The sequence below is a fragment of the Legionella taurinensis genome (assembly GCF_900452865.1).
In the GTDB taxonomy this organism is placed as follows: Bacteria; Pseudomonadota; Gammaproteobacteria; order Legionellales; family Legionellaceae; genus Legionella_C; species Legionella_C taurinensis.
The window spans coordinates 2,855,349-2,880,147 of sequence record NZ_UGOZ01000001.1; the positions used below are offsets into that span (position 1 = coordinate 2,855,349).

The window sequence follows — 24,799 nt, forward strand, 5'->3', positions numbered from 1 at the left end:
AGTAAATGATCTTTAAATTTAACTTTAATCCACTTTGGACTTCGTTTAACGCATTTACACCGCGGGAATGGGTATAGAAAGCATTTTATAAAGCATCAGGAGGTCACCATGGGAATTTTGGACTCCCTCATCAGTGCGGTTGTCAGTCCAGGCAGCGGCCACGCCATCACCGGCGGATTAGGTTTAATGCTCGGAACAGGATTTGGCGCCTATCTCCATTCACTGAAAGCCAATTGCGAAAAGAAAAATTTAGTCCTTACCTTAGAACATCTCCCCAAAACCCATGCGGAGATCCTGAATGAAAACTGCAAAGAAATCATCGAGAGCATGCTCCAGGAACTGGATGCCCTGGATAAAGGCTGCGAATTGCAACTTCAATTAGGCAGTGCACTGCGTGAACACATTGACACGTTCTGCTATTTACGCCAACGAAGCGGCAGTGAGTTTTTTCATATTCCCAAACTGCATGAAGGGGTTAAATCTCTGGATCTGAATCATTCGTCCGCTTACGCCATTGAAAAAACAATCAATGAATATTTTGAAACCTACCTGAATGTGAACCGTCAGGTTATCAATTCAGAAAATCGTGCCGCTGCCGTGGCAGCGGTGCAAATCATGCGCAACACCTCCATCATCCTTGTGCAGATGATGAAATCACTGGCGAGTTTACCAGGCTATGAGAATGAATTACGCCTGCTTAAGCTTAAAGACATCATGAAGAATTTCTACACCAACATCCTTCATAACAAACTGCTGACCGGTAATTTCAATAAAAATCTCCACGAATACCTCATTACCACGACAAAACAACGCGAAACCCTGGCGTTGCGTGTCCAGGGGCATTATGACCAACTGATTGACCAATTGATTCTTGAACAGCGCGACATCAGCATCCAACAATTAGCGCAGCAATCATCGATTCAGTTGCATGGCTTGACCAGTACTTTTCTGGAATTGGTTGCCCGTTTCTTCGATAGTCAGGCGGGCAAGGAATTTACAGAAATCACTACCTATAAAATGGCGCAAGGGATGCTAAGAGCCGACACAGCTCAAGCCACTGGCGCACTTCCCTTCCCTGATAAAGGAATTTATACCCTGCTGAAACCCTTCGCGGTCATCGCAGAGCACTTAAATCAATTAAGTAACCAGGAGGATTTGCTTTCCTTTGTTCAATACCAGGACCTGTTCAGCGATCCCGCCGTACTCAAAGCGATAGCCAACTGGAACCAGAAATACCATTACCTCACATTAAGCGTCGAAGAGCAGGCGCTTCTCGCGGAAGATCTGGCCATGATTTGCAAATTACTGTTCGTCTGCCAGGCCCTTGAAAAAGACTTTTTTCAATCCGCAGTCAATTACGGCCACCGCGGCCTGCTGGCACGCGGCGAGTATAAGGCCAAGCGTTTCATTATCTCTTTCTTCTACGAAGCGGCTCTGCAGCGCATCGAACATTTTTTTACACGCCATCCGGCGTTCTCGGAATTGTTGCACCACATTAACGATCCCAAATGGCTCGAAGCACAGGGCATCCCCATGACAGGAAATGGTCAATCGTTTGTCATCAAAACGGAAGCGGCTTCCGATAAAAGCCTGATAAAACAGAATAAAGTGGTGACTAACTCCGTATTCCGGCGCTGCATTCAGATGTTGAATAGCCTGCGCGTGAGAATGGATTACATCCACAATGCGTTTTTAGACAGGCATTACCTGGACACGCCGGGGGAGTCGGAGGCTTCACCTGCCCAGACCGCCGAAAATCGCGTCTACCAGTTTAATGTCGTACGGTTACTGGAAGAGTTCGGCCTGGTGGATAGTCTGGGGATCAATCTGTCCAGCAAAACCGCGCCCAATCCCTCAATCGATAAAAACCTGCTGACCTCCCTGCAATTGACTTATTTTCAAATTCAGCAGGCCGAGAAGCTTCTGCTTGATCTTTCCGGTAAACTGCGATTGCGCACCATTTATAACCCGACGCGGTTGACCAGCACTTACCAATTGCAATTTGATGATAACGTGGTGGAGATTGATGCGTCACTGTACGACTTCCTGAGAAACATTACCAATGCCCATTTTGGCTGGCTTGATGTGCCCCAGAACCGTTTGCTTAATTTAGTCACGCAGGAGCAGGAATTTCACTTTCATGAGACGAAAGGCGGCAATCTCGCGGCTTACATGACGTTGTACCATCAATTAACTCGTCTTTATGAGTTAACCAAACAGCAAGTCGCAAGCCAAACCAACGAAGCCATCGAAGCCTTTTTGAGTCGACTGCACGATGTGCTCGCTAACCGGCAGGTGGTGATTGAGCACGTGACATTGGAATCAGAAAACCTTAAACAGTTGGCTGCCAACAATAGCCGATTAAAGTCCGAATACACCAAGAACCAGCAACAAATCGCAGCATTGAGCCAGGATGTCAGGCTGCTGCATGGTCAGTTACAAACCACTCAGGCAACCATTGCGGAGTTAAAAGAAAAGACAGAGCAGAATCTTGCCCACATCGAAAAGATTGAAACGATTAATGGCAATATCTACACCTTGTTGCTGGATGAATTCAAGGACAACATCAATGATCTCAATGAAATTAACAAGGATTTAAATGGCAAACTGGATGAAATTCAGCAATTGCTGTGCGGCCATCAATCCAGTCAGATTCAAATGGCCAGCGAGGAAATTTACACGCTGAAGCAGAATATGCGAACGCGCATTGACATCATCCTGCAACGTTTTAATCGTTACGAGAAAAGCTTTGAATGCGCCAATGACGAAATCCGCAAAGCTTTTAGCCGTCTTAAGAGTAATATTTCCCAGGAAAAATTAATCATCGAAAAACTGGAGTCCCAGCTCAATCTTGCCTTAAGGCAATTGGACGAACAGCGGCAGAAAGCACAGTTTTTTACCGCAAAACAAGGGCAAATTAAAGTCATTGTCAGTGATTTTAAAACCCTGTTTGCCCATCTTGAAACCACGTTTCAACCGCGGCTTGCTTTTTTCAGTTCCTACCGCGGCATAAAAACCAAAAATTTAATGACTTTCATCGAAATCCTCCTCGCCAATCAGCGGCATCTGAAAGCGTCTATCGACAGTTACCGCAGCAAGACGGATTTTAACCGCACCATCGAGGAGCTATTGAATCAGAGCGAGGTCATTAATTGTTATCATGGGCTTTTCAACCGCAGCGTGTCGAAAAAAGTCTTTAAGGACATCATCGACCAGTTTCAACGCGGCACGTTGGTGCAGACATTAAAAACACAAGGGATCGCCTACCACGATGCCTACATCAAGCTGAGCTATGATGGGGAACTGGTGTATAAAAACGAGCGCATAGCTTGCCCGGTGCAGCCTTAAGCGCGGGGTGCTTTGCGCTTAAATCCAAGCGCTTCCAGCCGTTCTTCAACGGCAGGATGGGTAGAGAACGCACTGCTTAAGGATTTCACCGGATCAAAGCTTGAGGGGTCAAACAGGTAAGAAGCCTGACGCACCTGCTCATGGGGGGTATTGCCATACTCCTCGTTGTATTGCTCGGCGTGCTGTTCATGATCCTGACTTATTTTCAATAAGGCGCGGGCCATGGGCTCGTTATCGCGCATTAACTCCACCGCGCCTGAGTCCGCCATGTACTCCCTCGTACGGCTTAAAAAGAGCGTTAATAACACTGTCAGGATAGGCAAAACATAACGCAGGAGAACAATGATAAGCACCAGGCGGTTGTCGCCGCGGCGATCGCGGCGGTAAATGACGGAATAAAACAGCATGTCAATGACAATCAGCAAAATATTGCTCAATATGGCAACCATTAAGGTCAATTTGATGTCGAGGTGGCGAATGTGGCTTAGCTCGTGTGCCATCACCGCCTGCATTTCCGCCCTGTCGAGTTTTTCCATCAGGCCGCGGGTAATCGCCACCATGGCTGACTTTTCACTGTAACCGCTGGCAAAGGCATTCATGTAATTGGCTTCAATAATAAACACCTTGGGCATGTATTGTAATCCGGCCGAGACTTTCATCTCTTCAACGACATTATAAAGTTGCTTTTCCTGAAGATTCGCTGCCGTTTCAGGCGTAATTTCACGGTATTCCGTTCCCATCAACATGATGCGATCATAGAGTGCGTAAGCGGCAAAAAGGGAAATGACAGCCACCGCCCCCATGGTTAAGGTCGCATACGGTACCGCCTTAAGCGTCAGCAGCGCACTGAAGCATTGCTCTAGTGAAAGGCCCGGGTAGGTGGATTGCAGGATGACCACATCGACTAACAGCCCCACGCCCACGTAAATGGCAATGAACAGGAGAATCACGGTGCGGGTTTTCCGCTGGTTGCGCCTTAACTGTTCACGCCAGTTACCGGTCGTGGCATGGTAATCGGACAGGGCCATGGTATAACTCAGAACTTAACCGTGTAGGCTTCGTTCGCTTTAATCTGTTCCTCTGGCAAGGCCCAATACTCAAATTGCTTGTCGAGGGCTGCCGGGAAAAAATTAACGACCATCGCTTCAACAAAGGATTTCTTCTTGGCGTAATAACGTTCAATGCTGTCATTGTAGGCTTGTTTGGCATAGGACAGTTTATTTTCGGTATTGACGATTTCTTCCTGAAGCTGCAATACGTTCTGGTTGGCTTTCAAATCCGGGTATTGCTCGAAAACCACATTCAGCCCCGATGCAATTTGGGAAATCCCATTTTCAGCGGCAATTCTGGTCTGCTCATCGCCAGCCGCCTTAGCCGCCTGCGCCTGATTACGCAGAGCCACCACGTCCTTCAGCGTGGTTTGTTCATAATCCATGTATTTTTTAACCGTCTCAATGAGCGATTCGAAGACTTTGAAACGTCGATCAAGCTGGATATCAATCTGGCGTTTGTTGTTGTTAATGGCTTCAATCATGCCGATTAGTGCGTTGTAAATACCTATCACCCAAAAGGCAATGATCACCACAATAACCAAAAGTACGATTAGGAATTTGCCCATCTTTTGCATTCCTTTAATTATTACTGTTCAATAAGTTATAGCTCAAATAACAAGAAAATAAAAATGTTTTAGTCCTGTAACCACCGATCCCATCCTTGACCTTCTCCACACCCCGCAAAACCCTCGAAATTTTCTTGAAACACTTGAACTGGTCCTCGATACCCAACCGGACATGGTAGCGTTCGGATTTATTAGCACTGCGAAACGGGAAGCTGACTACATTGCCTGCCTATACGCTACTAACATTATCGCCATTCCTGCCTTTCCTCCCTCGAATACCAAACTCAAAGCCAAATTAGAAAAAATTGCAGACGATGCGCAACCCGCGGCGGTGCTTTGTGGTCAGGCTATCGAGTTGAAGACTGGCATGGGCGATGCCCTCTTTATTGCCTGGGATTTCAATAAGGTTGAGGCCGCCAAACTGGCCTGGGAATACCAATTACTCATTACACCAGGCATCTACCCCGCGGTTCCCCTGCATCGGGGTGGACTGCGTTTTTCTCTAACCACATTAAATACCGAGCAACAGGTTAATCAAGCCATCGACGCACTGGCAGACATTCATGCGCGGCTTTCCTGAGCGGCCGGCAGCAATGGCTTTAAAAACTGCCCTGTGTAGGATTGGGGAGAGGCGGCAATCATTTCCGGCGTACCCACCGCGATGATTTGACCGCCTTTACTGCCCCCTTCCGGGCCTAAATCGATAATCCAGTCGGCGGTTTTAATGACATCGAGGTTGTGCTCGATGATGACGATGGTATTGCCCTGCTCTCGTAACCTGAATAAAACAGCCAACAGCTGCTTGGTATCATGAAAATGCAGACCGGTGGTCGGCTCATCGAGAATATAGAGGGTATTGCCTGTATCGCGCTTGGATAATTCCCGCGCGAGTTTAATGCGCTGCGCCTCGCCTCCCGATAAGGTTGTCGCGCTCTGGCCGAGGCGAATATACGATAATCCCACATCAATCAGTGTCTGGCATTTGCGGGCCAGTACTGGAATGGCATCAAAAAACACCCGGGCATCTTCCACGGTTAAATCAAGGATCTCATGAATGTTTTTGCCTTTGTACTGGATCTCAAGCGTTTCACGATTGTAACGTTTACCTTTGCAGACATCGCAGGCGACGTAGATGTCCGGCAGAAAATGCATCTCGACCTTGATTAAGCCATCGCCCTGGCAGGCTTCGCAGCGTCCGCCGCGGACATTAAAGCTGAACCGGCCCGGTTGATACCCGCGGGCGCGGGCTTCAGGCGTGCCTGAAAACAACTCGCGGATGGGTGTAAAGAGGCCGGTGTAGGTTGCCGGATTAGAGCGCGGCGTGCGGCCAATAGGGCTTTGATCGATATCAATCACCTTGTCGCAGTGTTCAAGCCCGGTAAGCGATTCAATCGTGCACGGTGTAAGCAGGTTCGCGCGGTTTAAGCGGTTGGCCGCCAGCGGATAGAGCGTGTCATTAATTAAACTGGATTTGCCGGAGCCCGATACGCCAGTGATGCAGGTGATTAAGCCTGCGGGAATACTGGCATCCAGGCCTTTTAAGTTATTGCAGGTCACGCCTTTCAGGTGGATCATGCGTTTTTTATCCACACTCACCCGTTTTTCAGGCACCGGAATGGATTCTTTCCCCGCCAGGTAGCGCCCTGTCAGGGAGGCTTTATTGGCCATGATCTCGTCTGGCTTGCCGCTTGCCACGATCATGCCGCCGTGCACCCCGGCCCCAGGTCCCACATCCAGCACGTAGTCTGCCGCCCGGATGGCCTCTTCATCATGCTCCACCACGATAACCGTGTTGCCGAGATTACGCAGATGCAACAGGGTTTTAAGCAGGCGATCATTGTCGCGTTGATGAAGGCCGATGGACGGTTCATCAAGAATGTACATCACGCCAACCAATCCCGAACCAATCTGACTGGCCAGACGAATGCGTTGCGCCTCACCCCCCGACAGGGTTTCGGCACTGCGGGCCAATGAGAGGTAATCAAGCCCTACATTCACCAGAAACCCCAACCGCTCCACGATTTCCTTATTGATTTTAGCGGCAATTTCTCCTTTATAGCCGTCCAGTCGCAGGCCTTTAAAAAACTCATAGGCGTTTTCTATCGAATAGGCAGAAATCTCCGGCAGGTTTTTATTATCCACAAACACATGCCGGGCCTCTTCCCGCAAGCGCGCCCCCTGACAGGTTTGGCATGGGCGTGAGGAAAGGTACTTGGCCAGTTCCTCACGAACCATGGAGGACTCTGACTCATGGTAACGGCGCTGCATGTTAGGAATGATGCCCTCAAACGCATGGCGTCTTGACAAAAAATCACCATGCGGACGCTGGTAGCGAAACTCAATGACCTCGCTGCCGCTGCCGTAAAGAATAATTTGCCGTATTTTTTCCGGCAAATCGAGAAACGGAGTTTCCACATCAAACTGATAATGTTGCGCCAGGGACTCCAGCATCGGAAAATAATAGGTGGTTTTCCTGTCCCAACCGCGAATGGCCCCATCGGCCAGGCTTAACGTGTCATCATGAACCACGCGCTCAGGGTCAAAATACTGATCGACGCCGAGACCATCGCAATCGGGGCAGGCTCCCATGGGATTATTGAATGAAAACAACCGCGGCTCGAGTTCGCTTAAACTGTAGCCGCACTCAGGGCAGGCAAATTTGGAAGAGAACACCATCTCTGTGAAGTCGTTGTCCAGCGACGCGACAATGGCGATGCCCTCGGCCAGATTAAGCGCATTTTCGAACGACTCGCTTAACCGCTGCGCGATATCGTCGCGCACTTTAAAGCGATCGACCACCACCTCAATGCTGTGTTTTTGCCGCAGAGCGAGTTTTGGCGGATCGTCAAGCTCACATAATTCCCCGTCAATGCGGGCACGGACATACCCCTGGGCCTGCAATTGCTGAATCAGCTGCAAATGTTCCCCTTTCCGCTCACGAACCACCGGCGCTAAAATCATGGCTTTACTGTCTGCCGGCATGGACAAAACCTGATCAACCATCTGGCTGACGGTTTGAGCATGCAGGCTGATGTGATGCCTTGGGCAACGGGGCTCTCCTACCCGGGCAAATAAAAGGCGCAGGTAATCATAAATCTCGGTAATGGTCCCTACGGTGGAACGGGGATTATGCGATGTGGCTTTCTGTTCGATGGATATCGCCGGCGACAGGCCTTCGATGGCATCCACATCCGGTTTTTCCATCATCGATAAAAATTGACGGGCATAAGCCGACAGCGATTCCACGTAGCGGCGTTGCCCCTCGGCATACAGGGTGTCGAAGGCCAATGAGGATTTGCCGGAGCCCGATAGGCCGGTAATGACTGTGAGCTTATCGCGGGGAATGGTCACGTCAATGTTTTTCAGGTTGTGGGTTCTCGCGCCGCGAATGGTAATGGAATGCATGGAAGTGCCGGATTAATTGAAAAAAATTACAAATTATATCTCTGCTATAATTCTTAAACCAATGTTTGTTTTTGCCAATAGTAGTTAATTATCAACCAAAATTGCTGTAATCGTTACAAGGAAACCATCGTGAAGAGTAGCCTATTGCGCAATTTTTTTCTACTATTCCTTTTTTCTCTGCCCGTTTTTTCTTATGCTGATGCCCAGGATGATGAGGTTGCCGCTTGGACTCAGACCACGTTATTGAACACATTTACCCTGGATTACGACAGTTACGAAGAGGACATTGCTGCCAATCGCATCAATTACACTCAAAATGCCAGAGACGCGCTGCGAGGCTTCCTTGGCAATTACCTTTCCGTTATTGAAGAAAACCAGCTCTCTCTGCACCCGCAGGCTTTGGGCAACGCGCAAATCATCAATGAAGGTTATTTTTCCGGCATTCATTTCTGGCGGATTAATCAGGCCATTGCCATACCCGAATTAAGCATCCAAATTGCCTTTTCCATTGTGGTGGTTAAAGTCAATGGCGACCCGCCCTACCTGGTGCAAAGCGTCAGCATGATTAAGCAACCTTATCCTTAAACGGCGATGGTGTTGGAGCCTGGCTAAAAAATGGTATACTGGCGAAATAGCCCTGGCCCTGCGAATTTCTATGCGCGCACTCATTCATTTAATTGCAAGCACCCTGCTTCTGTTGACTGTGAATTTCGCTCATGCGGAAACAAACCTGAAAGAGATTGAACAAACGTTAAGCGACTCCGTCATTACTGCCAAAATTACCGCGAAATTCACCAAAAACCGTGATCTCAATCCGCTGAAAATCTCGGTAAGCACCCGTGATGGCGTCGTAACCTTAAACGGCCACGTGAATGATCGGGAAGCCTTTGTTAACGCTCTGCGTCTGACCAAAAACACCAAGGGCGTTAAGACCGTTGAAACTGAAAATTTAGTTATTCAGCCAGTCAACACGTCGTTTACCGATGCTTACATCACCGCCAAAGTGGAAGCTGCCATCCTGAAGGCGAAGGTGTTCGATGACGAAACCATTCCCTTGGTGGGGATTAACGCCACGACAAGCAATGGCGCAGTGACCCTGTCCGGTCGCGTTAAAACCAATAAATCAATCATCGCCATTGTGAAACGGGTGAACGCGGTCAAAGGGGTAAAAAAGATTATTTCCAATCTGGAAGTCAACAAGGAAAGTTAGAACAAGTGTAGGACACAGGCATGAAACCAATAACCCGCTTTCGTATTTTTCTTTGGCAATTCAGTCATTTCAAGGTGCCGTTAATCGGCTACTTAAAGCCTAAGCTTTTATCCATCGATGATGCGCAGGCGGTGGTCAAACTTCCTTTAACCCGGCGCAGCAAAAACCACCTGAATTCCATGTATTTCGGTGCACTGTCGGTAGGGGCTGACCTGGCTGGCGGCCTGCATGGTTTTTATTATGCTGAAAAAAGCAAGGTTAAAATCTCCCTGGTGTTTAAATCCTTTCAAGCGCAATTCATCAAACGGCCAGAAGCCGATGTGTATTTTGTCTGCAACCAGGGCGAGGTGGTCAGGCAAATGATTGATGAATCCCGACAGAGCGGTGAGCGCATCAATAAGCCGCTTGCCATTGAAGCCTTTATCCATTATGACAGGGAACCGGAAGAAGTCGCACGGTTTATCCTTGAACTGTCGCTTAAAGTGGTTGGTTGAGCCTGTCTCATGACCGGTAAAAAATTACTCCTGGGGTTCATTTTGGCTACCGGGGTAACGCTTGTCTATGGACTTATCTTTGCCATGCAGTTTAATAAATGCATACGCCTTGATATCTCCGCATTTTATTCAACCTCCCAGGCCCTGTCCCAGGGGCTTGACCCTTATCAGAATTTTATTCCAGATTACTTACCCCACGCCAAGAAGCTGCCGGCCAATCTTAACCCGCCCATTTTTTTACTTCTCTTCAGACCCTTTTCACAACTCCCTTATGAGTACGCAGTCCCTGTCTGGTCATTGTTTATTTTTGCATTGGGTATTTGCGGTGCGTGGCTTACGTTCACGCTAGCCTTCCCCATGCCCTTTGTCAAAAAGCACGGGGCCTTGTTGCTGGCTGTTTACTTGTTATTGTTCAGCACCCTCATGGATACCGCCATTGTCCAGATGGGTTCTGTGATCTTTTTCATGGTGATGGCGGGCTATTTCGCCTACATCCGCGGTCAGGATCGTCTTGCCGGTTGCTTGTGGGGATGCATTACCGCCATTAAGCTTTTTCCGGGTTTATTGCTTGTTTTTGCGTTCAGGCAACGACGATACGCCGTCTGTCTGGCCATGGCCTTAAGTTTCATCGTTCTCTGGCTCATTCCACTGTTCACCCACAGCGCCATTCTTTATGAGCAGTATTTCACCATGATGAAGCGGGTATTATGGTATGGCGACAGTTGGAATGCGTCCATCCACGGCTACCTGTACCGGTTATTGATTGAAAACGCTCACCCTGAACCCTGGATTTTAGTTCTTACCAAGAGCCTCTGCCTGGTGTTTTTTGCCCTGATTTTTTACGGGTACTGCAAAGCCATCAAACCCGGGAATCATTCAGCGAACCCGCACTATGCGTTTTGTTTAACCCTGCTGCTCATGCTGCTGTTAAGCCCTTTTGGCTGGCTGTATTATTTTTCCCTGCTGCTGCTTCCCTTCTGCTTAAGCTGGCAGACACTGGTCACCTGCAGAGACATCCCGCCGCATCTGACAGCCCTCTGGTTTTTGGCCTTTTTTTTAGTGAACGTGCCACTGGATTATGTCATGTTTACCAAAATGCCTGATTTTGTAAGCCGGATGACGTGGTACTCCCTCTTTTTTTATGGCCTGGTGTTGTTTATTTATGTGGTGACGCGTCTTTTAGGCCGAACCTACCCAAAGGCACAACAGAGTCTTCATAAAAGCCGCGAACTGGTTGTGCCCTTTTTTTTAATCCTTGCTCTGGGTGCGGTCATTCCTGTGGTTTTTTATGGTGTAAGCCTGCTTAAGACACCTTAGCTAACCTGGGTTACTGAAATAAAAACTGTTTTTACCCTCGCTTTTAACCTTGTACAACGCGGCATCGGCCTTCTGTAATAAGGCCTCGGCTGTTTTGGCGGCAAAAGGATACACGGCAATGCCAATACTCACCGACACATTCACCTCAATACCGTCAATCACCAGGGGGTGAGGAATGGATTCGATCAACCGCTTTGCCAGCAACGAGAGAGCAGAATAGGAGCTGAAATCGGTGACAATCAGCAAAAACTCATCTCCGGCCAAACGGGCCAAATAATCGTGGCCGCGAATCGATTGTTTAAAGCATTGACTGACCTCCACCAGCAATTGATCGCCCAGGTGATGACCGTAGGTGTCGTTCACCTCTTTAAAATCGTCAAGGTCAAGAAACATAAGGCCAACCTCGCTTTTGTTGCGCATGGCGCGGCTGATGGCTAACTCGAGCATCTCCATGCAGGCACGGCGATTGGGCAATTTGGTCAGTTCATCATGCAGGGCTAGATGCTGAAGCTGGGAATAGGCCATTTTGCGTTCTACCGCAAGACTCATCTGTGAGGCCAGCAGGTCAATCATGTCCAAATCTTCAATGGGTGCGGTATGGCTTTCGTCACTTAAAAACTCAAACACCGCATAAATCTCATCCGCGACGATAATGGGAAAAGCCAATGCCCCGCTGAATTTAAAATGGGTGCAGTGCGCCTGTTCCAGTGAAAAGGGATTGGCGCTGGAGGAGGACAGCCATACCGCTTTTCGCTCCTGAAAGACCTGCCCCACAATGCCTTCCTTTTTACTGAGCTCAAGGCTTTTCAGTGAGGCGCTACAGGCTGCCTCTCCTTTCATCGTTTGGTGCCAGACCGATTCGACATGCGGACTGTCCTCATTGACATAATACACCAGGCCTACCGCAAACCGGATCGCCTGACTGATTGTTGCGGCACAGAATTTAAAGGCATCCTGAATGGTGTCGGTGACCAGTATTGTGCGGGTGGTCTTGTAAATGAGGTCGAGTTCAAGGTTTTTAAGCGATAATTTCTCCTGGGTAAATTTCAATGTCGTAATATCAATGTGGGTACCAACCACACGGCGTATTCGGCCATCAGGATCGACAATGCCCTGTCCGCGGCAGAGAATCCACACCGGTTTGCCGTTACGATGGCGATAACGCACCTCCTGATGAAGGGGGTATTTGCCTTTGGACAGGATGTGTTTTTTAAGATTGCTCTCAAGCAATTTAAAGTCGTCAGGGAATGCGTTGTCGCGGAAAAAATCCAGGGTCGGCGTGTAATGATCCCGCTCGTAGCCTAAGGAGCGCAATAATTTACTGGATAAAATACACTCTTTGGTTTCAAGATTAATATCCCACCAGCCATCCGTGGTTTCATCAAGGATAAGATCATAAATGGCCTTGTTTTCCCGAAATAGATTTTCACTGTATTTTTTTGAGGCCAGCTCTTCCTGCAGGGCTTTGATATTGGAGATATCACGAAAACTGAACAGATAACCGATGGTCTGATTATCCGCCCCGATGAATGGACTGACCTTAAGCATCATCCGGCTGGTGGAATCAAATTGATTCATCAAATCGAGTTCAAGGTTATTAATCACGCCAGTGGCGGCAATCCGGTTCATGATGTTTTTTTCAAGCATGGTGTTTTTGATATTCAACACATCAAAAACGGATTGCCCTAACAGACTTTTTTTACGGACAATACCCAGAGTACGCATAAACGTCTGATTGCATTCCATCACCCGGCAGGTGCGATCCACAAAGAGGTAGAGATCAGGCGAATTGTCATAAATCCGTTGATACCTGGACTCCACCTCCAGCAAACGACGGCTCTTATCAGTAATCGACGTTTTTAACTGGGTGTTGTCCATGGCCACTTTATTGCGCAATAAATTAACCAAAGCCAACAAGGCTGTAATGGCTAACCCAAGCAAAATAGTAACAATCGGCAACCAGGGTCTGTTTTCTGCCACGTAACGGGGCGAAGGCCAGAGTTTAAAAACCAATGGTTCTGTCAAAAAATCCAGTTGCAGCAGCTCGCTGTATGCCCAACGATGGATAAAGGCCGGGCTTCCCTCATTGATCTGGGTGAAGAGCGTGATGGGGCCATAATGAACCTCCACACCGGTTAGTTCGGAATCAGCCCGCTTCACCGCCCCCGACACAATGCGCTGCAGATTATAAAACATCCACCCCGGGCGGCCTTGATTATGCGCAAAACATAAATAGGGCACGCCACCGCTCGCTGCGTGTTCAACGACCGTGACGGTCATCCCCTGTGTTTTTAATCCTTGCTGACAAAGGCTGATTAAACGCAGTAAATGCGATTTTTGCAGATCATCCATTGGGCCGTGCTGAGACAGGGCTTCCTTACCCCAGGCAATGGCTGCGAGCGTAGGCATGTCTTTCAAATAATTCCCCGCATCCTCACTGATGGCCTCATCGTTGAACGCATGATGGTTCAAACGGGAAAAAAAACGGCGGGTAGCCCAAAAGCTGTCATGCAGGTTGACCTCAATCTCCTTAGCAATCAGTCGCGTATCGGCTGCAATTTTTCGCCGCAATTGTTCTGCCGCATCGTTTAAAAAATTCTGCCAGAGTAAAATAAAAAACAGGAACCCGGTCACCAGAATGGTCATGGTCTGAACCATGCTGTGTTTTGAATAAAATTTAAAGTGGCGGTAATAAAAGAGGATGGAGAGTGACAGGCTGAGCAACATAAAACAAAAGGCAGACTGGGCTCCCATGCCGGGGTAACCTGCCCAGTTGTAAATGAGTTGGATATCCAGAAAATAACCAAACAGCGCGGCCAGACCGAGACACAACACCAGAGCGACCAGCACCAATTGCAGCAGTTTGGTCCATGTTTTTTTAAATAAACAGTACAGAAGAATAGCCGCATTGAGCAAAACAATGCAAAAGGCGGTATTAGGTCCCATACGAATGGGATACCCCTTGTCAATGGTGGTTTGTGGGATGAGCAGCCAATAATCAAGACCCAGATCCCAACCGCTTGCGTACTCTAACAGGGTAAAAAGACCGATAAGACCCGACAACAGACTTAAAAGCATCGCCAGGCGCTTTTTAAGCGCGAGTGCAAAAACAGCGGAAGACGTCAGGGTAATGCAAAGCGCGGTATTGAAGCGCATAACCAGAGAGCCTGCGCCAAGCGTCGCAAATTGCGGCGCACGCGTTATCCAGCCAACCATGATCACAACCCCGATCAAATAGGCCGCCGCTGCCAGCGCGTAGCAAAAATAATATCGCTTTGACCTTAATCCATTCGCCGTCAAAACAGCATCCTTAAAGGAAATAATATCCGTCCGCTTCCAGGTAAGTATAGCCGCACAGAAAGCATTCAGGCCCTGTCCATATCATAGCAATAACAGTGCCAGCTATTATTTTATTCTCATCACAGCATTTGACAATTAGGGGCCCGAAGACTAACGTTTTAAGAACCAAGCCACTGTTTTTCAATAATTTAAACAATGATTGATCTCTGTATCAACACACAACCTGATGATGAGAGCTGCGGCCCCACCAGTCTGCAGGCTATTTATCGCTATTATGGACTGGATATTCCGCTTGACCAGGTTATCCAGGGTGTGGAGCGTTCGCATTCCGGCGGCACGCTGGCGCCCATGCTCGGTAAACACGCGCTCCTGCATGGGTTTGATACCATCATTTACATTAACAACCTCAATATTTTTGACCCCACCTGGTTTGAACAGGGTGAAGCAAAGACCACGCTTCTGCTGCAGAAATTAAATACCCAGATGCGTTACAAACGCACAGCAGGAGTCCTGCAGGCCAGCAAAGCCTACATGGAATACGTGTCCTTGGGGGGCATTTTACGTTTCCGCACCCTGAGCGTTCAGCTTCTGAAGGATTACTTTAAGCAGGGCATCCCCATTTTGACGGGCTTAAGCGCCACGTACTTATACCGCAGCGCCAGAGAACGCTATACTAGTAAAGGTGAAGCTTATTACGATGATATTCGCGGGACACCCTGCGGGCATTTTGTTGTGCTCTGTGGTTATGATGCTAAAAAAAGGCTTATCGTAGTCGCCGATCCGCATCGTGAAAACCCGCTCTCACATGACAATTATTACAAAGTGAGCAGTCATCGTTTGATTAACGCCATCATGCTTGGTGTACTGACCTATGATGCCAATTTACTTATCATTCAACCAAAGAGCACCCAATGCAAACTATAATCGTTACGGATGACCCTGACAGTTGGCAATTTTTAAGCCCCTTAGCCGCCATCGTTCATGCGTCGGAATACCTTTCCAGCGAAAATTTTCTGCAAAACAATTCCCTGCGCGTCATTAACCTCTGCCAATCTTATCAGCATCAAACCATTGGCTATTATGTTTCCCTTCTGGCCCATGCCCGGGATCACAAAGCCATTCCGTCGGTGCACAGCATTCAAGACGTCATGAACACCAGTTTGTCCAAGCTGATTTCTCAGGAAGTGGATGAAGAAATACAGCACAGCCTGCAGGACATCAAAGGCACCGAATTTGTCTTTAGTCTGTATTTCGGTCAGAACATGGCCAAATGCCATGCCGATCTGGCGAGAAAACTGCATGGGTTATTCCCGTTGCCGCTTATCCGTTTCACACTGGAAAAACGCAAGCAATGGCGGATTAAAAACCTGCAGCCCTTGTCGTTAAGCGGCGTTCCGGCCCACCACCGCGATTTCATGCGCCAGGCAGCGGAAAGCTACCTGTCGAAAAAACGGTTCCATCAATGGCGTAAAAAACAACGTTATCATGATTTGGCTATTTTGGTTGATCCCACCGAACCCAATGCCCCATCCAACAAAAAAGCATTGGATTTCTTTGCCAATACCGGTGAAGACATGGGACTCAATGTTGATTTCATCGAAAAAAGCGACAGCAAATCCATTGCCGAATACGATGCGCTGTTCATACGTGCCACCACCTCCGTCAATCACTACACTTACCGAATGGCGCGCCGGGCTGCGCAGGAAAATATCGTGGTGATCGATGATCCGCAATCCATCATTAAATGCAGTAATAAAGTCTATCTTGCCGAACTAATGCGCAGCCATCAGATCCTGACACCCGAAACCACCTTCATCAGCAAATACGACAAGGAACTGCCGCCGATTGAATTCCCGTGTGTATTAAAACGCCCGGACAGTGCCTTCTCTCACGGAGTCATCAAACTCGATGACTTTAAATCCTTGCAAAAGTCGCTGAATCAATTTTTCAAAAGTTCGGATCTGGTCCTGATTCAACGGTTTATTCCCACGGAATTCGACTGGCGTATCGGCGTGCTGGATAACAAACCGATTTTTGCCTGCCGCTATTTCATGGCCAGGGATCACTGGCAAATCTACAACTGGGATGCCCTGAGCGATAAATCGCAAGGCAATATCGATGTTCAGGGCAACTTTGCCATACAGGGTAATCATGAAACGATTCCCATTACCGATGTCCCGGACGGGGTCATCAAAACAGCCCTGAAAACCACCCGACTCATTGGCGACGGGTTGTATGGCGTAGACATTAAAAGTCAGGGCGACAAACATTATGTGATTGAAGTCAATGACAACCCCAACATTGATTTTGGTATTGAAGATCAGATTCTTGGTGAAAACCTCTATCAACAAATCATGACCGTCTTTTTACAACGCATTCGCAGGAAGCATGGCTATGGGTAATTACTCGCTTTTTTCTGTCATAGGACTTGAAATCGAATACATGCTGGTTGATAAAGCCACATTAAACGTGCGTCCGCAAAGCGATACCATCCTTCAAGCCTTAAGCCACGGCGAACTCACCAACGAAGTGGCCCTGGGGGACATTGCCGTCAGCAATGAACTGGTGATGCATGTGCTTGAATTAAAAAACAATGGCCCGGCGCCTGTCTCACCGACCATTGTCACGCAGTTTAGGGAGGCAATTCAACGCGTGCAGCCGCTTCTTGAGGAACAGCAACTCCTGCTGCTGCCTACTGGCGCGCACCCCTGGATGGATCCTGCCTTAGAAACCCAACGCTGGCCGCACGGCAATCGCCAAATCTATCAGCAATACGATCAGATTTTTAACTGCCATGGCCATGGCTGGGCGAATCTGCAAAGCATGCATGTCAATCTGCCTTTTGCCAATGACGAGGAATTCAACCTGCTGCATAACAGCATCCGCCTGGTATTGCCTCTCCTGCCCGCCTTAGCCGCAAGCACCCCTTTCCTGGATGGCAAGCGCACCGGCATGCAGGACAGCCGCCTTTATTTTTATGATAAAAACCAGCAACGAATACCCGAAATTACCGGGCTGGTGGTGCCTGAATTTGTCCAATCCGAAGCGCAGTACCACCGTGACATTCTGACACCGATGTATGAGGCGATACGGCCCTATGATCCCAAAGGCATTCTCCAGCACGAATGGCTGAACTCCCGCGGCGCCATTGCCAAATTTGAGTATGGCGCCATTGAAATCCGCTTGATTGATTCCCAGGAATGCGTGCAGGCGGATTATGCGATTGCCAGTGCCATTGTAGCTATCCTGAAACATTGGGTGAACCATTCCCATTACTTTCTGGATAATCCCTGCGACACAGGAACTCTGGCGGCACTTTATCAGCAAAGCCTGCAGGACGGCCTGGATACGCCGATAGAAAGCCGCGAATTGAGCCGGCAATGGCAATTAGCGCGAGGGGTTAAAACCTGCCGCGATGTCTGGGCAGCATTGATTGAACAGGTCAGCGCCGAGCTCGATTACTCGTGCCAGACGGTTTTGGAAACGATACTCAGTCAGGGGAATCTCAGCCAGCGGATGGTACGCGCCTGCGGTAATGACATCAGCCATCACACCTTAAAGCGCTTATACCGCCAACTGGGAGATTGTTTATTAACTAACCAACAACTGCACGCACTATGAAACCAATCGCCGTGGTTTTAAGTTGTGAACATGCCGTTAACCATGTCCCTGAGGAGTACAGGCCGCATTTTATGGCGCATGAGCATTTGCTCAACTCGCACAGGGGCATGGATTTTGGCGCGGAAGCCATCGCCAGCTACCTGCGCGACGCGCTGGCCTGCGAGCTCGTCTCAGCTAAAGCCACCCGCCTGTTGATCGATTGTAACCGCAGCCTGCACCATCGCCACTGCTTTTCTGAAATCACCTACCCTTTGCCAATCAATGAAAAGGAAGCGATACGGCAACGATACTACCTGCCTTTTCGGCAGGATGTGGAGACGCGGATTCATAGCCATCTGCAAGCGGGCAAGCAGGTGTGGCATTTGTCGGTCCACAGTTTTACACCCATTCTTAATGAAATAACCCGCAATACTGAAATTGGTTTATTGTATGATCCCAAACGGCTGCTTGAGAGAAACCTGGCAAGGCATTGGCAGCAACAGATTAAACACCTCGACCAAGGTCTGCGGGTCCGCCTGAATTACCCTTACCGTGGTGTCAGCGACGGTTTTGCCGCGTCCCTGCGTAAAAAATACCCGGCTGAGGATTATCTTGGTCTTGAAATCGAAAGCAATCAGGCCCTGGTGCATGAAAACCATGCTATTGCTCACCTGGCCTGTGTGTTGTCAACCAGCCTAAGAATCATGCTCGACAATTGGCAACCCATCAGTCATCAAACGCTCCCGCAAACTAGCCAGGGCGATTGAGCTGTTTTAAGTGGCAAAGCACGGGACCATTGTCCAGTTGCAGGGCATTACCGCCGGCATCCGTCATGAATTGCCCGGCATAACCTGACTTACTGGCCGCCTTCTGAGCAGAAATAAACAGACGGGGACGGCTACTGTCCTCGCTATCAACCGCCATGAGCAGCAGGTTATTATTCCGCAGGCTGTAAAGACTGACCTTAACCGGGTAGACGAAGTCAATCGACGGTTTGTCCCCGTCCTTTTCAGGCAAGGCAAACACCACGCGCTCACTGACACCCTGAAGCACACATTCCATGGTCTTTGTGCCCGCAAAAACCGGAAAAGCAACCAACACCAGAAGAACAGCCAATCTTTTTTTCATCGCCAGGTTCCTTACGTTATGGTTTTTTTCGTGAACGGCCTCGACTGGAGGGAAAGAATAAATTGAGTAATTTCCGCCAGATATCGCGAATCAACTGACGCAACAAGGTGTTTTTACTCAATTGCTCCAGCACGGACGGCTCTTGCTTTTCCTGTGACGTGTCACTGCTTACGTCACCCGGAACAGAGGAGTCTGCCGTGCGGTTTGCAGTTCCCAGCTTTTCCGCCGCCGAGGGCGTGGATTGGCGTTGGCCATATTGGGTATACAGAGGCGATTGATGAATAATGGCCTGAACCTGCGCATCGGTAATTGTCCCCATGCGCGATTCAGGCGCCCGGATTAAACACTGGATTAACGGGGTGGGTTGGCCATTGCCATCCAGTGCGCTGACCAGGGCTTCCCCGATACCCAGGGACGTTAACAACTGTTCTGTCGCATAATGGGTTGACGGCGGAAAATTCTGCGCCACCAGTTTCATCGCCTGCCTGTCTTTGGCGGTAAATGCACGCAGGGCATGCTGGATTTTTAATCCCAGTTGACTCAATACCGCCTCAGGAATGTCATTCGGCGTCTGGGTACAAAAGACAAGGCCAATGCCTTTGGAGCGGATTAATTTGACCATGGTCTCCAGTAAATTTAACAAGGCTTTACTGGCGTGATTAAAAATAAGATGGGCTTCGTCAATAAAAAGCACCAGTTTAGGCTTGAGCGGATCACCAAGCTCAGGGGATTGACGGTACACATCCGACAGCAATTTAATCATGAAGGTTGAAAACAACAAGGGTTTATCCTGCATGTCCATTAAACGCAGGATGGACACAATCCCAAGCCCCTCGGCCGTTGTGCGGAACAGATCCGTGACCTTAAAGGCCGGCTCGCCAAAAAAATCGCCGCCGCCCTGCGCTTCCAATTCGATGATTTTGCGCATGATCGAGCCGACGGAGGCAGACGACACGCTGCCATAACGCGACTCCACGTCAATGTTTCCTTCATCTGACTGGATGTATTGCAGGATGGCTTTAAAATCATTTAAATCATTCAGCGGTAATTGACGGTCTTTGGCGTATTCAAAAAGAATGGTGACCACGCCCGTCTGCGTCTCATTCACATCCAGCATGCGCGAGAAAAGCAACGCGCCAAAATCACTGACTTTACCGCGAACCGGCACACCTTGCACCCCGCGGTCTAAGGTTAACAGCTCCACCGGAAAACCCCGCGGGACAAATTCAAGGTTTAGGGAATGGCTGCGTTTTTTTAAGAAGTCATTGGACTCCCCAGGCACGGCCAGGCCGGACACATCGCCCTTGATGTCCATGACAAGGCTGGGTACGCCGGCTAACGATAACTGCTCACAAAGCACCTGAATGGTTTTGGTTTTACCGCTACCGGTGGCACCGGCGATAAGGCCATGGCGATTGAGTGATTTCAACACCAGGTTTACCGGCGCATCCTGAAGGATCGTTCCATCCAGCATAATCCCGCCCAGTTGAAGGGCAGGCAGTTCGCCGGCCTGATAGGGCACACGCAAATCATCGTACATGGCAATCGTCCTTGTTGAACGCGTTATGAGTTCTAGTCAATGACGCGTCTGTTGGTAAATCAATGGTCTAAGAAATGCATCACCCTTTGTCCTGACAATCCGGACAAAGGCCGTAAATATTGAGTGCATGATCGGTCATCTTGAAATGCGCCTGTCTCGCAATGGCTTCCTGACGCTTTTCGATGATGTCATCAATGAATTCTTCCACCCGCCCGCATTTGACGCAGACCAGATGATCATGGTGCTCGCCCTGACTTAATTCGAACACGGAATGACCGCCCTCAAAATTATGGCGGGAAACCAGCCCTGCGGTTTCAAACTGGGTTAGCACGCGATAAACCGTCGCCAGGCCGACATCTTCACCCATTTCTATCAAGGCTTTGTAAACATTTTCCGCACTCATGTGATGATCGCGGGATTGTTCCAGAATCTGTAAAACCTTGACTCGAGGCATGGTTATTTTTAATCCGGCATCTTTTAATTGCTGGCTTTCTTCCATTCGTACTCCTACCTGGCTGATTTGCATGGGTCGCAGGTGTCTTTCTATTAATGACATGCTATTATGGCGAAATTTTTCAACACAGGCAAAAATTATGCGCTTCCGTTTGTTTATTTTTACCGTCCTGATTTCCCTGCTGGTTTCCGGCTGTGCATCCTATGATTTTTCAAGGCGCATTGTGCAGCAGGGGAATTTGTTACCGCAGGCTAAAATTTCGCGATTGGCGATAGGCATGAGCAAACAGGATGCGGCCACGCTCATGGGAACCAGCCTGTTAAGCCCCACCTTTAATAACAACCGTTGGGATTATGCCTACACCTGGCGCAAAGGCAGCAACGCCCCGATTGTACGCAATGTCAGCCTTTATTTTGCCAACGGACGTCTGATTCGAATTGAACATCACCCTTAACCGGCTAACCGCGCTGGCGGTTCCTGCCTCCGGCGCCTTTTGCCCGCTCTCGTCGTTTCTGTTTGGGGTCAATCGTTAAAGGACGATACACCTCAATACGGTCCCCCTCCCTTAAACGCGTCGCCGCCGTCACCGGCTTTGAAAAAATACCCAGCGGCAATTGCTGCGTTTCGGGATAGTGCTCATGCAGTTGAGACTGCGACACCGCATCGCCTACACTGGCCCCAGCGGGAAGGGTCAGTTTTTTATGAAAAAAACCCCCTGCCTCATCCATGTAAATGATTTCGACATTAACCATACAAGGACGCGGCCCGGTCACAAAAGGCATCCACCATTTTCTCTGTCACCTGCTCAAACACAGGGCCTAAGAACATGGAAAACATTCGCCCCGCGAATTCAAACTCGAGGTCAAAGGAGATTCTGCAGCCTTCCGGTGTTTCATCGAAACGCCAGAACCCCTCCAGGTGACTGAACGGACCATCCACCAAACGGATTTCAATCATTTTATTTTTCTGCAGCCGATTGCGGGTGGTAAAGGATTTGCTCATGCCGGCGGCTGAGATGACCAAAGTCGCCTGCACTTCGTCTTCATCACGATGATGCACCTGGCTTTGAGCGCAATAAGGTAAAAATTCGGCATAATGTTCCACGTCATTGACCAGCGTGAACATTTGCTCGCAACTGTAGGGGATTACTCGTGATTTTTTTACAATGGTCATTTCAAACGCCCCTTACATGCTGAATAAGCCACTGCGACAAATCCACTATTTCATTGGCACAAACACTATGCTCCATGGGGTATTCATGAGCGGAAATCGCAGTAAATCCCTTTCGATCGAGCCATTTGAGGGTTTCTTTCGTCCAAACCGGCCAGACAATCGGATCATAGGTCCCAAAAGCGAGAAAAAGCGGCGTTGTGGCGGGTAATTGCGGTTCACATTCATTAACCAGAGGCAGGTAAGCCGACAGTGAAATAACGCCGCCAAGCGGCTTGGTCATGCCTAAGGCCGTATGCAGCGCCATGGCCCCGCCCTGTGAGAATCCGGCCAGGTAAATCTGTTCGCTGGTAAAGCCTGCCGCCAGTTGCTGCTCAACCGCTGCGCTAATCATTTTCTCCGATGTTAAAATGCCTTCCTTGTCTTCACGCGCGGCGAAATCCATGGCCAGGATATCATACCAGGCGCGCATGGCCATGCCGCCATTGATGGTAATCGGCCGTACCGGCGCGTCCAGAAAAACATGCCGCAGCATCAACTCATTAACCTGCAATTGCTCAGCCAGCCCGACCATGTCGTTTGCATCCGCACCGAGGCCATGCATCCAGATGACGCAGGCCTGTGCCGGGTGTTTCGGATCGATATGAAACACTGTTACCCCTAATTCAGCAAAAGGCAAATTATCACCAAAGTACTGGTGTATAGCAAGGTTGCGGCCCCTGTTACCCTGTAAATTTTAGACCGATGCAGCAAAAGAACGTTATTTCAGCGTTATCCCGTGAATTACTGTTTGTTCATCGATGAAATATAGAGTACAATACTGATCAATTAATGAACACACTTTTAATTTTTAGAGCGACGTCTGATGCCTTTAAAACCCGAACAGCTTAAAAAATACCAAGCGGACATTAAAAAAATAGTCCCCGGCGTGGTTAACCTTCATTTAAGCGAATCGCAATGGCAGGATCTAAGCGATCGCCTCCCCACAGGCAAATCGCAACTGCAGACGATGCAGCCCAAAAAACTGACATTCACACGCATTGTTCTTGCGTTATCCAAAGTCACAGGACAGCACCCTAATCACATTATTCAGCAAATCAGCAATAAACAACCGTCGCGCGCCTGTAAAAAAGAGCCCTCCCCGCAGACCGTTTCCATGCCAGCGAAAAGAAAGATAGACCAGGTTCTTAATCCGGACGACAACTCGTTTGTATCCGAGAAGAAAAAACTGACCACCCCTTTAAAAAAGACAGGAGTGACCGGTAAGGACTCCCTCACCCAGGTAACGCCAAAGCACGGCTATAGCCGTGAAGCCCTCACACCCGGCGGAACCCGTGTACGGCTTTTTTTCAGTAATTCCCAGGGCAGCCTTTATAAAAAGGTGACACCCGTCGGCAACCGCACTAATCAGGGAAAAGTGGACCTGTCCAAAGCCAGAAAACGTCTGTTTGACGAGAAATTACCGACCACCCTTTATAAAGAACGTCCCAAAGCCCAGCGTTTTGTGGCCACACTCGATAAAATGCTCCCCGAGGGCCAGAACCGCCTGTGCAGTCAAAAGCAATTAACGCAGGCAACCTGCAAGGATATTTTCATTGCCCATGGTCATGACGAAGCCAGCACAACCCATGGCAATCAATACCATTGGTCGCACCTTGTCGCCCATTTCTTAGGCGGCGACCACAGCGTCGACAACTTAATTCCCGCCACCCGTCAATGCAATCTCAGCATTCTGCAAATTGTCGAGCGGGAAATTGCGGACCGATTAAAATCAGGCATTCCTTCCATTACCATTACGGTCACACCCCATTATGACCAGGAGGATTCCTTAATCCCCTCGGAAATCATTTATCGCCTGGAGTGGCTTAAAAAAGACTGTGACAATGAATTTCATCAGGAGGAAATACGGTTTAATCCAGCGTCTTACGGATTCCCTACCCGATCCATGCGGGCTTCCATTGATCATCTTCGCAAAGCGGCAGAAGCAGAACAACCCAGTGAAAGCATGGAATCTGAGACGAACCAGCATGGCGCTTTGTTAAAGGTTTCTTTATAATCAAAGGCATTGGCTCCCTTTGAGATACTCATGAAACTGTTCCACCATGGCGTATTGCTGGCAATAATGACCCTGCTTCTGGCCGCTTGCGGGCAGAAGGGCCCGCTGTACCTGCCTGACAACAACCCGCCACACTCATCGAAAATTCGTTAGCAGCGA

Annotated in this window: 23 protein-coding genes; 13 read left to right on the forward strand and 10 right to left on the reverse strand. The window is 48.9% G+C overall.

Annotated features, from left to right (window positions below):
• Positions 1 to 108: 108 nt before the first annotated feature.
• Entirely contained in the window at positions 109 to 3,348 is a 3,240-nt protein-coding gene (locus tag DYE45_RS13085) for a coiled-coil domain-containing protein (RefSeq protein WP_108294473.1), read from the forward strand.
• Here the strand turns inward: DYE45_RS13085 and htpX are convergent.
• The gene (gene htpX / locus DYE45_RS13090) at positions 3,345 to 4,376 is read right to left on the reverse strand and encodes a zinc metalloprotease HtpX (RefSeq protein WP_108294471.1); all 1,032 of its coding nucleotides are present in this window, start codon (positions 4,374 to 4,376) and stop codon (positions 3,345 to 3,347) included. The two genes, DYE45_RS13085 and htpX, sit on opposite strands and share 4 nt — an antisense overlap.
• 8 nt (positions 4,377 to 4,384) lie before the next feature.
• On the reverse strand, positions 4,385 to 4,966 hold the full coding sequence (locus DYE45_RS13095) for a LemA family protein (RefSeq protein ID WP_108294469.1): 582 nt from the start codon (positions 4,964 to 4,966) through the stop codon (positions 4,385 to 4,387).
• 172 nt (positions 4,967 to 5,138) lie between these two features.
• On the opposite strand from DYE45_RS13095, the gene DYE45_RS13100 reads away from it, so the two are divergent.
• Entirely contained in the window at positions 5,139 to 5,546 is a 408-nt protein-coding gene (locus DYE45_RS13100) for a hypothetical protein (protein WP_108294467.1), read from the forward strand.
• Here the strand turns inward: DYE45_RS13100 and uvrA are convergent.
• A complete protein-coding gene (gene uvrA / locus DYE45_RS13105) occupies positions 5,528 to 8,371 on the reverse strand; it encodes an excinuclease ABC subunit UvrA (protein WP_108294465.1) in 2,844 nt (947 codons plus the stop codon). The two genes, DYE45_RS13100 and uvrA, sit on opposite strands and share 19 nt — an antisense overlap.
• Before the next feature lie 129 nt (positions 8,372 to 8,500).
• On the opposite strand from uvrA, the gene DYE45_RS13110 reads away from it, so the two are divergent.
• The 4 genes from DYE45_RS13110 to DYE45_RS13125 all read left to right on the forward strand — a co-directional run bounded on the left by DYE45_RS13110 (position 8,501) and on the right by DYE45_RS13125 (position 11,392).
• A complete protein-coding gene (locus DYE45_RS13110) occupies positions 8,501 to 8,956 on the forward strand; it encodes a DotI/IcmL/TraM family protein (RefSeq protein WP_160160736.1) in 456 nt (151 codons plus the stop codon).
• A 70-nt stretch (positions 8,957 to 9,026) separates the two neighbouring features.
• Complete coding sequence (locus DYE45_RS13115) at positions 9,027 to 9,581, forward strand: BON domain-containing protein (protein ID WP_108294461.1); 555 nt, start codon at positions 9,027 to 9,029, stop codon at positions 9,579 to 9,581.
• Positions 9,582 to 9,601: 20 nt separating this feature from the next.
• On the forward strand, positions 9,602 to 10,075 hold the full coding sequence (locus tag DYE45_RS13120) for a PaaI family thioesterase (protein WP_108294459.1): 474 nt from the start codon (positions 9,602 to 9,604) through the stop codon (positions 10,073 to 10,075).
• Positions 10,076 to 10,084: 9 nt separating this feature from the next.
• Complete coding sequence (locus tag DYE45_RS13125; protein WP_108294457.1) at positions 10,085 to 11,392, forward strand: glycosyltransferase family 87 protein; 1,308 nt, start codon at positions 10,085 to 10,087, stop codon at positions 11,390 to 11,392.
• Here the strand turns inward: DYE45_RS13125 and DYE45_RS13130 are convergent, their stop codons facing one another.
• The gene (locus tag DYE45_RS13130; RefSeq protein WP_115300991.1) at positions 11,393 to 14,692 is read right to left on the reverse strand and encodes a sensor domain-containing diguanylate cyclase; all 3,300 of its coding nucleotides are present in this window, start codon (positions 14,690 to 14,692) and stop codon (positions 11,393 to 11,395) included. It abuts the gene before it with no gap.
• A gap of 195 nt (positions 14,693 to 14,887) precedes the next feature.
• On the opposite strand from DYE45_RS13130, the gene DYE45_RS13135 reads away from it, so the two are divergent.
• From DYE45_RS13135 to DYE45_RS13150, 4 genes are read left to right on the forward strand one after another with little or no spacing between them, the layout of a single operon-like run.
• Complete coding sequence (locus tag DYE45_RS13135; RefSeq protein ID WP_108294453.1) at positions 14,888 to 15,616, forward strand: C39 family peptidase; 729 nt, start codon at positions 14,888 to 14,890, stop codon at positions 15,614 to 15,616.
• Positions 15,604 to 17,094 carry a RimK family ATP-grasp domain-containing protein gene (locus DYE45_RS13140; protein WP_108294451.1) on the forward strand — a complete coding sequence of 497 codons (1,491 nt, stop codon included), beginning with the start codon at positions 15,604 to 15,606 and terminating at the stop codon, positions 17,092 to 17,094. Before DYE45_RS13135 ends, DYE45_RS13140 begins: the two co-directional genes overlap by 13 nt.
• A complete protein-coding gene (locus DYE45_RS13145; RefSeq protein WP_165481713.1) occupies positions 17,087 to 18,313 on the forward strand; it encodes a glutamate-cysteine ligase family protein in 1,227 nt (408 codons plus the stop codon). Before DYE45_RS13140 ends, DYE45_RS13145 begins: the two co-directional genes overlap by 8 nt.
• Positions 18,310 to 19,059: an N-formylglutamate amidohydrolase gene (locus DYE45_RS13150; protein WP_108294447.1), complete on the forward strand. Its 750-nt coding sequence runs from the start codon at positions 18,310 to 18,312 to the stop codon at positions 19,057 to 19,059. The genes DYE45_RS13145 and DYE45_RS13150 overlap by 4 nt, the downstream gene beginning before the upstream one ends.
• On the opposite strand, the gene DYE45_RS13155 is transcribed toward DYE45_RS13150, so the two are convergent.
• The 3 genes from DYE45_RS13155 to fur form a co-directional block, all read right to left on the reverse strand.
• On the reverse strand, positions 19,043 to 19,420 hold the full coding sequence (locus tag DYE45_RS13155; RefSeq protein ID WP_108294445.1) for a hypothetical protein: 378 nt from the start codon (positions 19,418 to 19,420) through the stop codon (positions 19,043 to 19,045). The two genes, DYE45_RS13150 and DYE45_RS13155, sit on opposite strands and share 17 nt — an antisense overlap.
• A gap of 16 nt (positions 19,421 to 19,436) precedes the next feature.
• A complete protein-coding gene (locus tag DYE45_RS13160) occupies positions 19,437 to 20,960 on the reverse strand; it encodes a helicase HerA-like domain-containing protein (RefSeq protein WP_108294443.1) in 1,524 nt (507 codons plus the stop codon).
• A 79-nt stretch (positions 20,961 to 21,039) separates the two neighbouring features.
• Entirely contained in the window at positions 21,040 to 21,459 is a 420-nt protein-coding gene (gene fur, locus DYE45_RS13165; protein ID WP_108294441.1) for a ferric iron uptake transcriptional regulator, read from the reverse strand.
• A 94-nt stretch (positions 21,460 to 21,553) separates the two neighbouring features.
• On the opposite strand from fur, the gene DYE45_RS13170 reads away from it, so the two are divergent.
• Entirely contained in the window at positions 21,554 to 21,868 is a 315-nt protein-coding gene (locus DYE45_RS13170; RefSeq protein WP_108294439.1) for an outer membrane protein assembly factor BamE, read from the forward strand.
• Positions 21,869 to 21,872: 4 nt separating this feature from the next.
• On the opposite strand, the gene DYE45_RS13175 is transcribed toward DYE45_RS13170, so the two are convergent.
• Genes DYE45_RS13175 through DYE45_RS13185 form a run of 3 tightly spaced genes read right to left on the reverse strand, consistent with a single transcriptional unit; the run spans position 21,873 to position 23,236 of the window.
• Positions 21,873 to 22,166, reverse strand: a complete 294-nt coding sequence (locus tag DYE45_RS13175; protein WP_108294437.1) for an RnfH family protein — start codon at positions 22,164 to 22,166, stop codon at positions 21,873 to 21,875.
• Positions 22,159 to 22,587, reverse strand: a complete 429-nt coding sequence (locus tag DYE45_RS13180) for a type II toxin-antitoxin system RatA family toxin (protein ID WP_108294435.1) — start codon at positions 22,585 to 22,587, stop codon at positions 22,159 to 22,161. The genes DYE45_RS13175 and DYE45_RS13180 overlap by 8 nt, the downstream gene beginning before the upstream one ends.
• 1 nt (position 22,588) lies before the next feature.
• Positions 22,589 to 23,236: an alpha/beta hydrolase gene (locus DYE45_RS13185; RefSeq protein WP_256594924.1), complete on the reverse strand. Its 648-nt coding sequence runs from the start codon at positions 23,234 to 23,236 to the stop codon at positions 22,589 to 22,591.
• Positions 23,237 to 23,449: 213 nt separating this feature from the next.
• Here DYE45_RS13185 and DYE45_RS13190 point away from each other — a divergent pair, with 213 nt between their 5' ends.
• On the forward strand, positions 23,450 to 24,640 hold the full coding sequence (locus DYE45_RS13190) for a DNA/RNA non-specific endonuclease (RefSeq protein WP_108294433.1): 1,191 nt from the start codon (positions 23,450 to 23,452) through the stop codon (positions 24,638 to 24,640).
• A 30-nt stretch (positions 24,641 to 24,670) separates the two neighbouring features.
• Entirely contained in the window at positions 24,671 to 24,793 is a 123-nt protein-coding gene (gene lptM / locus DYE45_RS13195) for an LPS translocon maturation chaperone LptM (RefSeq protein ID WP_108294431.1), read from the forward strand.
• Positions 24,794 to 24,799: the final 6 nt, after the last annotated feature.

Bases quoted from the DNA above. Each gene is read 5' to 3' on its own strand.
- DYE45_RS13085 (WP_108294473.1), top strand. From the start codon at position 109: ATGGGAATTTTGGACTCCCTCATCAGTGCGGTTGTCAGTCCAGGCAGC.
- DYE45_RS13155 (WP_108294445.1), bottom strand. From the start codon at position 19,420: ATGAAAAAAAGATTGGCTGTTCTTCTGGTGTTGGTTGCTTTTCCGGTT.
- DYE45_RS13095 (WP_108294469.1), bottom strand. From the start codon at position 4,966: ATGGGCAAATTCCTAATCGTACTTTTGGTTATTGTGGTGATCATTGCC.
- DYE45_RS13135 (WP_108294453.1), top strand. From the start codon at position 14,888: ATGATTGATCTCTGTATCAACACACAACCTGATGATGAGAGCTGCGGC.
- DYE45_RS13145 (WP_165481713.1), top strand. From the start codon at position 17,087: ATGGGTAATTACTCGCTTTTTTCTGTCATAGGACTTGAAATCGAATAC.
- DYE45_RS13125 (WP_108294457.1), top strand. From the start codon at position 10,085: ATGACCGGTAAAAAATTACTCCTGGGGTTCATTTTGGCTACCGGGGTA.
- DYE45_RS13140 (WP_108294451.1), top strand. From the start codon at position 15,604: ATGCAAACTATAATCGTTACGGATGACCCTGACAGTTGGCAATTTTTA.
- uvrA (WP_108294465.1), bottom strand. From the start codon at position 8,371: ATGCATTCCATTACCATTCGCGGCGCGAGAACCCACAACCTGAAAAAC.
- DYE45_RS13150 (WP_108294447.1), top strand. From the start codon at position 18,310: ATGAAACCAATCGCCGTGGTTTTAAGTTGTGAACATGCCGTTAACCAT.
- DYE45_RS13170 (WP_108294439.1), top strand. From the start codon at position 21,554: ATGCGCTTCCGTTTGTTTATTTTTACCGTCCTGATTTCCCTGCTGGTT.
- DYE45_RS13175 (WP_108294437.1), bottom strand. From the start codon at position 22,166: ATGGTTAATGTCGAAATCATTTACATGGATGAGGCAGGGGGTTTTTTT.
- DYE45_RS13180 (WP_108294435.1), bottom strand. From the start codon at position 22,587: ATGACCATTGTAAAAAAATCACGAGTAATCCCCTACAGTTGCGAGCAA.
- DYE45_RS13160 (WP_108294443.1), bottom strand. From the start codon at position 20,960: ATGTACGATGATTTGCGTGTGCCCTATCAGGCCGGCGAACTGCCTGCC.
- DYE45_RS13100 (WP_108294467.1), top strand. From the start codon at position 5,139: ATGGTAGCGTTCGGATTTATTAGCACTGCGAAACGGGAAGCTGACTAC.
- fur (WP_108294441.1), bottom strand. From the start codon at position 21,459: ATGGAAGAAAGCCAGCAATTAAAAGATGCCGGATTAAAAATAACCATG.
- htpX (WP_108294471.1), bottom strand. From the start codon at position 4,376: ATGGCCCTGTCCGATTACCATGCCACGACCGGTAACTGGCGTGAACAG.
- DYE45_RS13120 (WP_108294459.1), top strand. From the start codon at position 9,602: ATGAAACCAATAACCCGCTTTCGTATTTTTCTTTGGCAATTCAGTCAT.
- DYE45_RS13190 (WP_108294433.1), top strand. From the start codon at position 23,450: ATGCCTTTAAAACCCGAACAGCTTAAAAAATACCAAGCGGACATTAAA.
- lptM (WP_108294431.1), top strand. From the start codon at position 24,671: ATGAAACTGTTCCACCATGGCGTATTGCTGGCAATAATGACCCTGCTT.
- DYE45_RS13115 (WP_108294461.1), top strand. From the start codon at position 9,027: ATGCGCGCACTCATTCATTTAATTGCAAGCACCCTGCTTCTGTTGACT.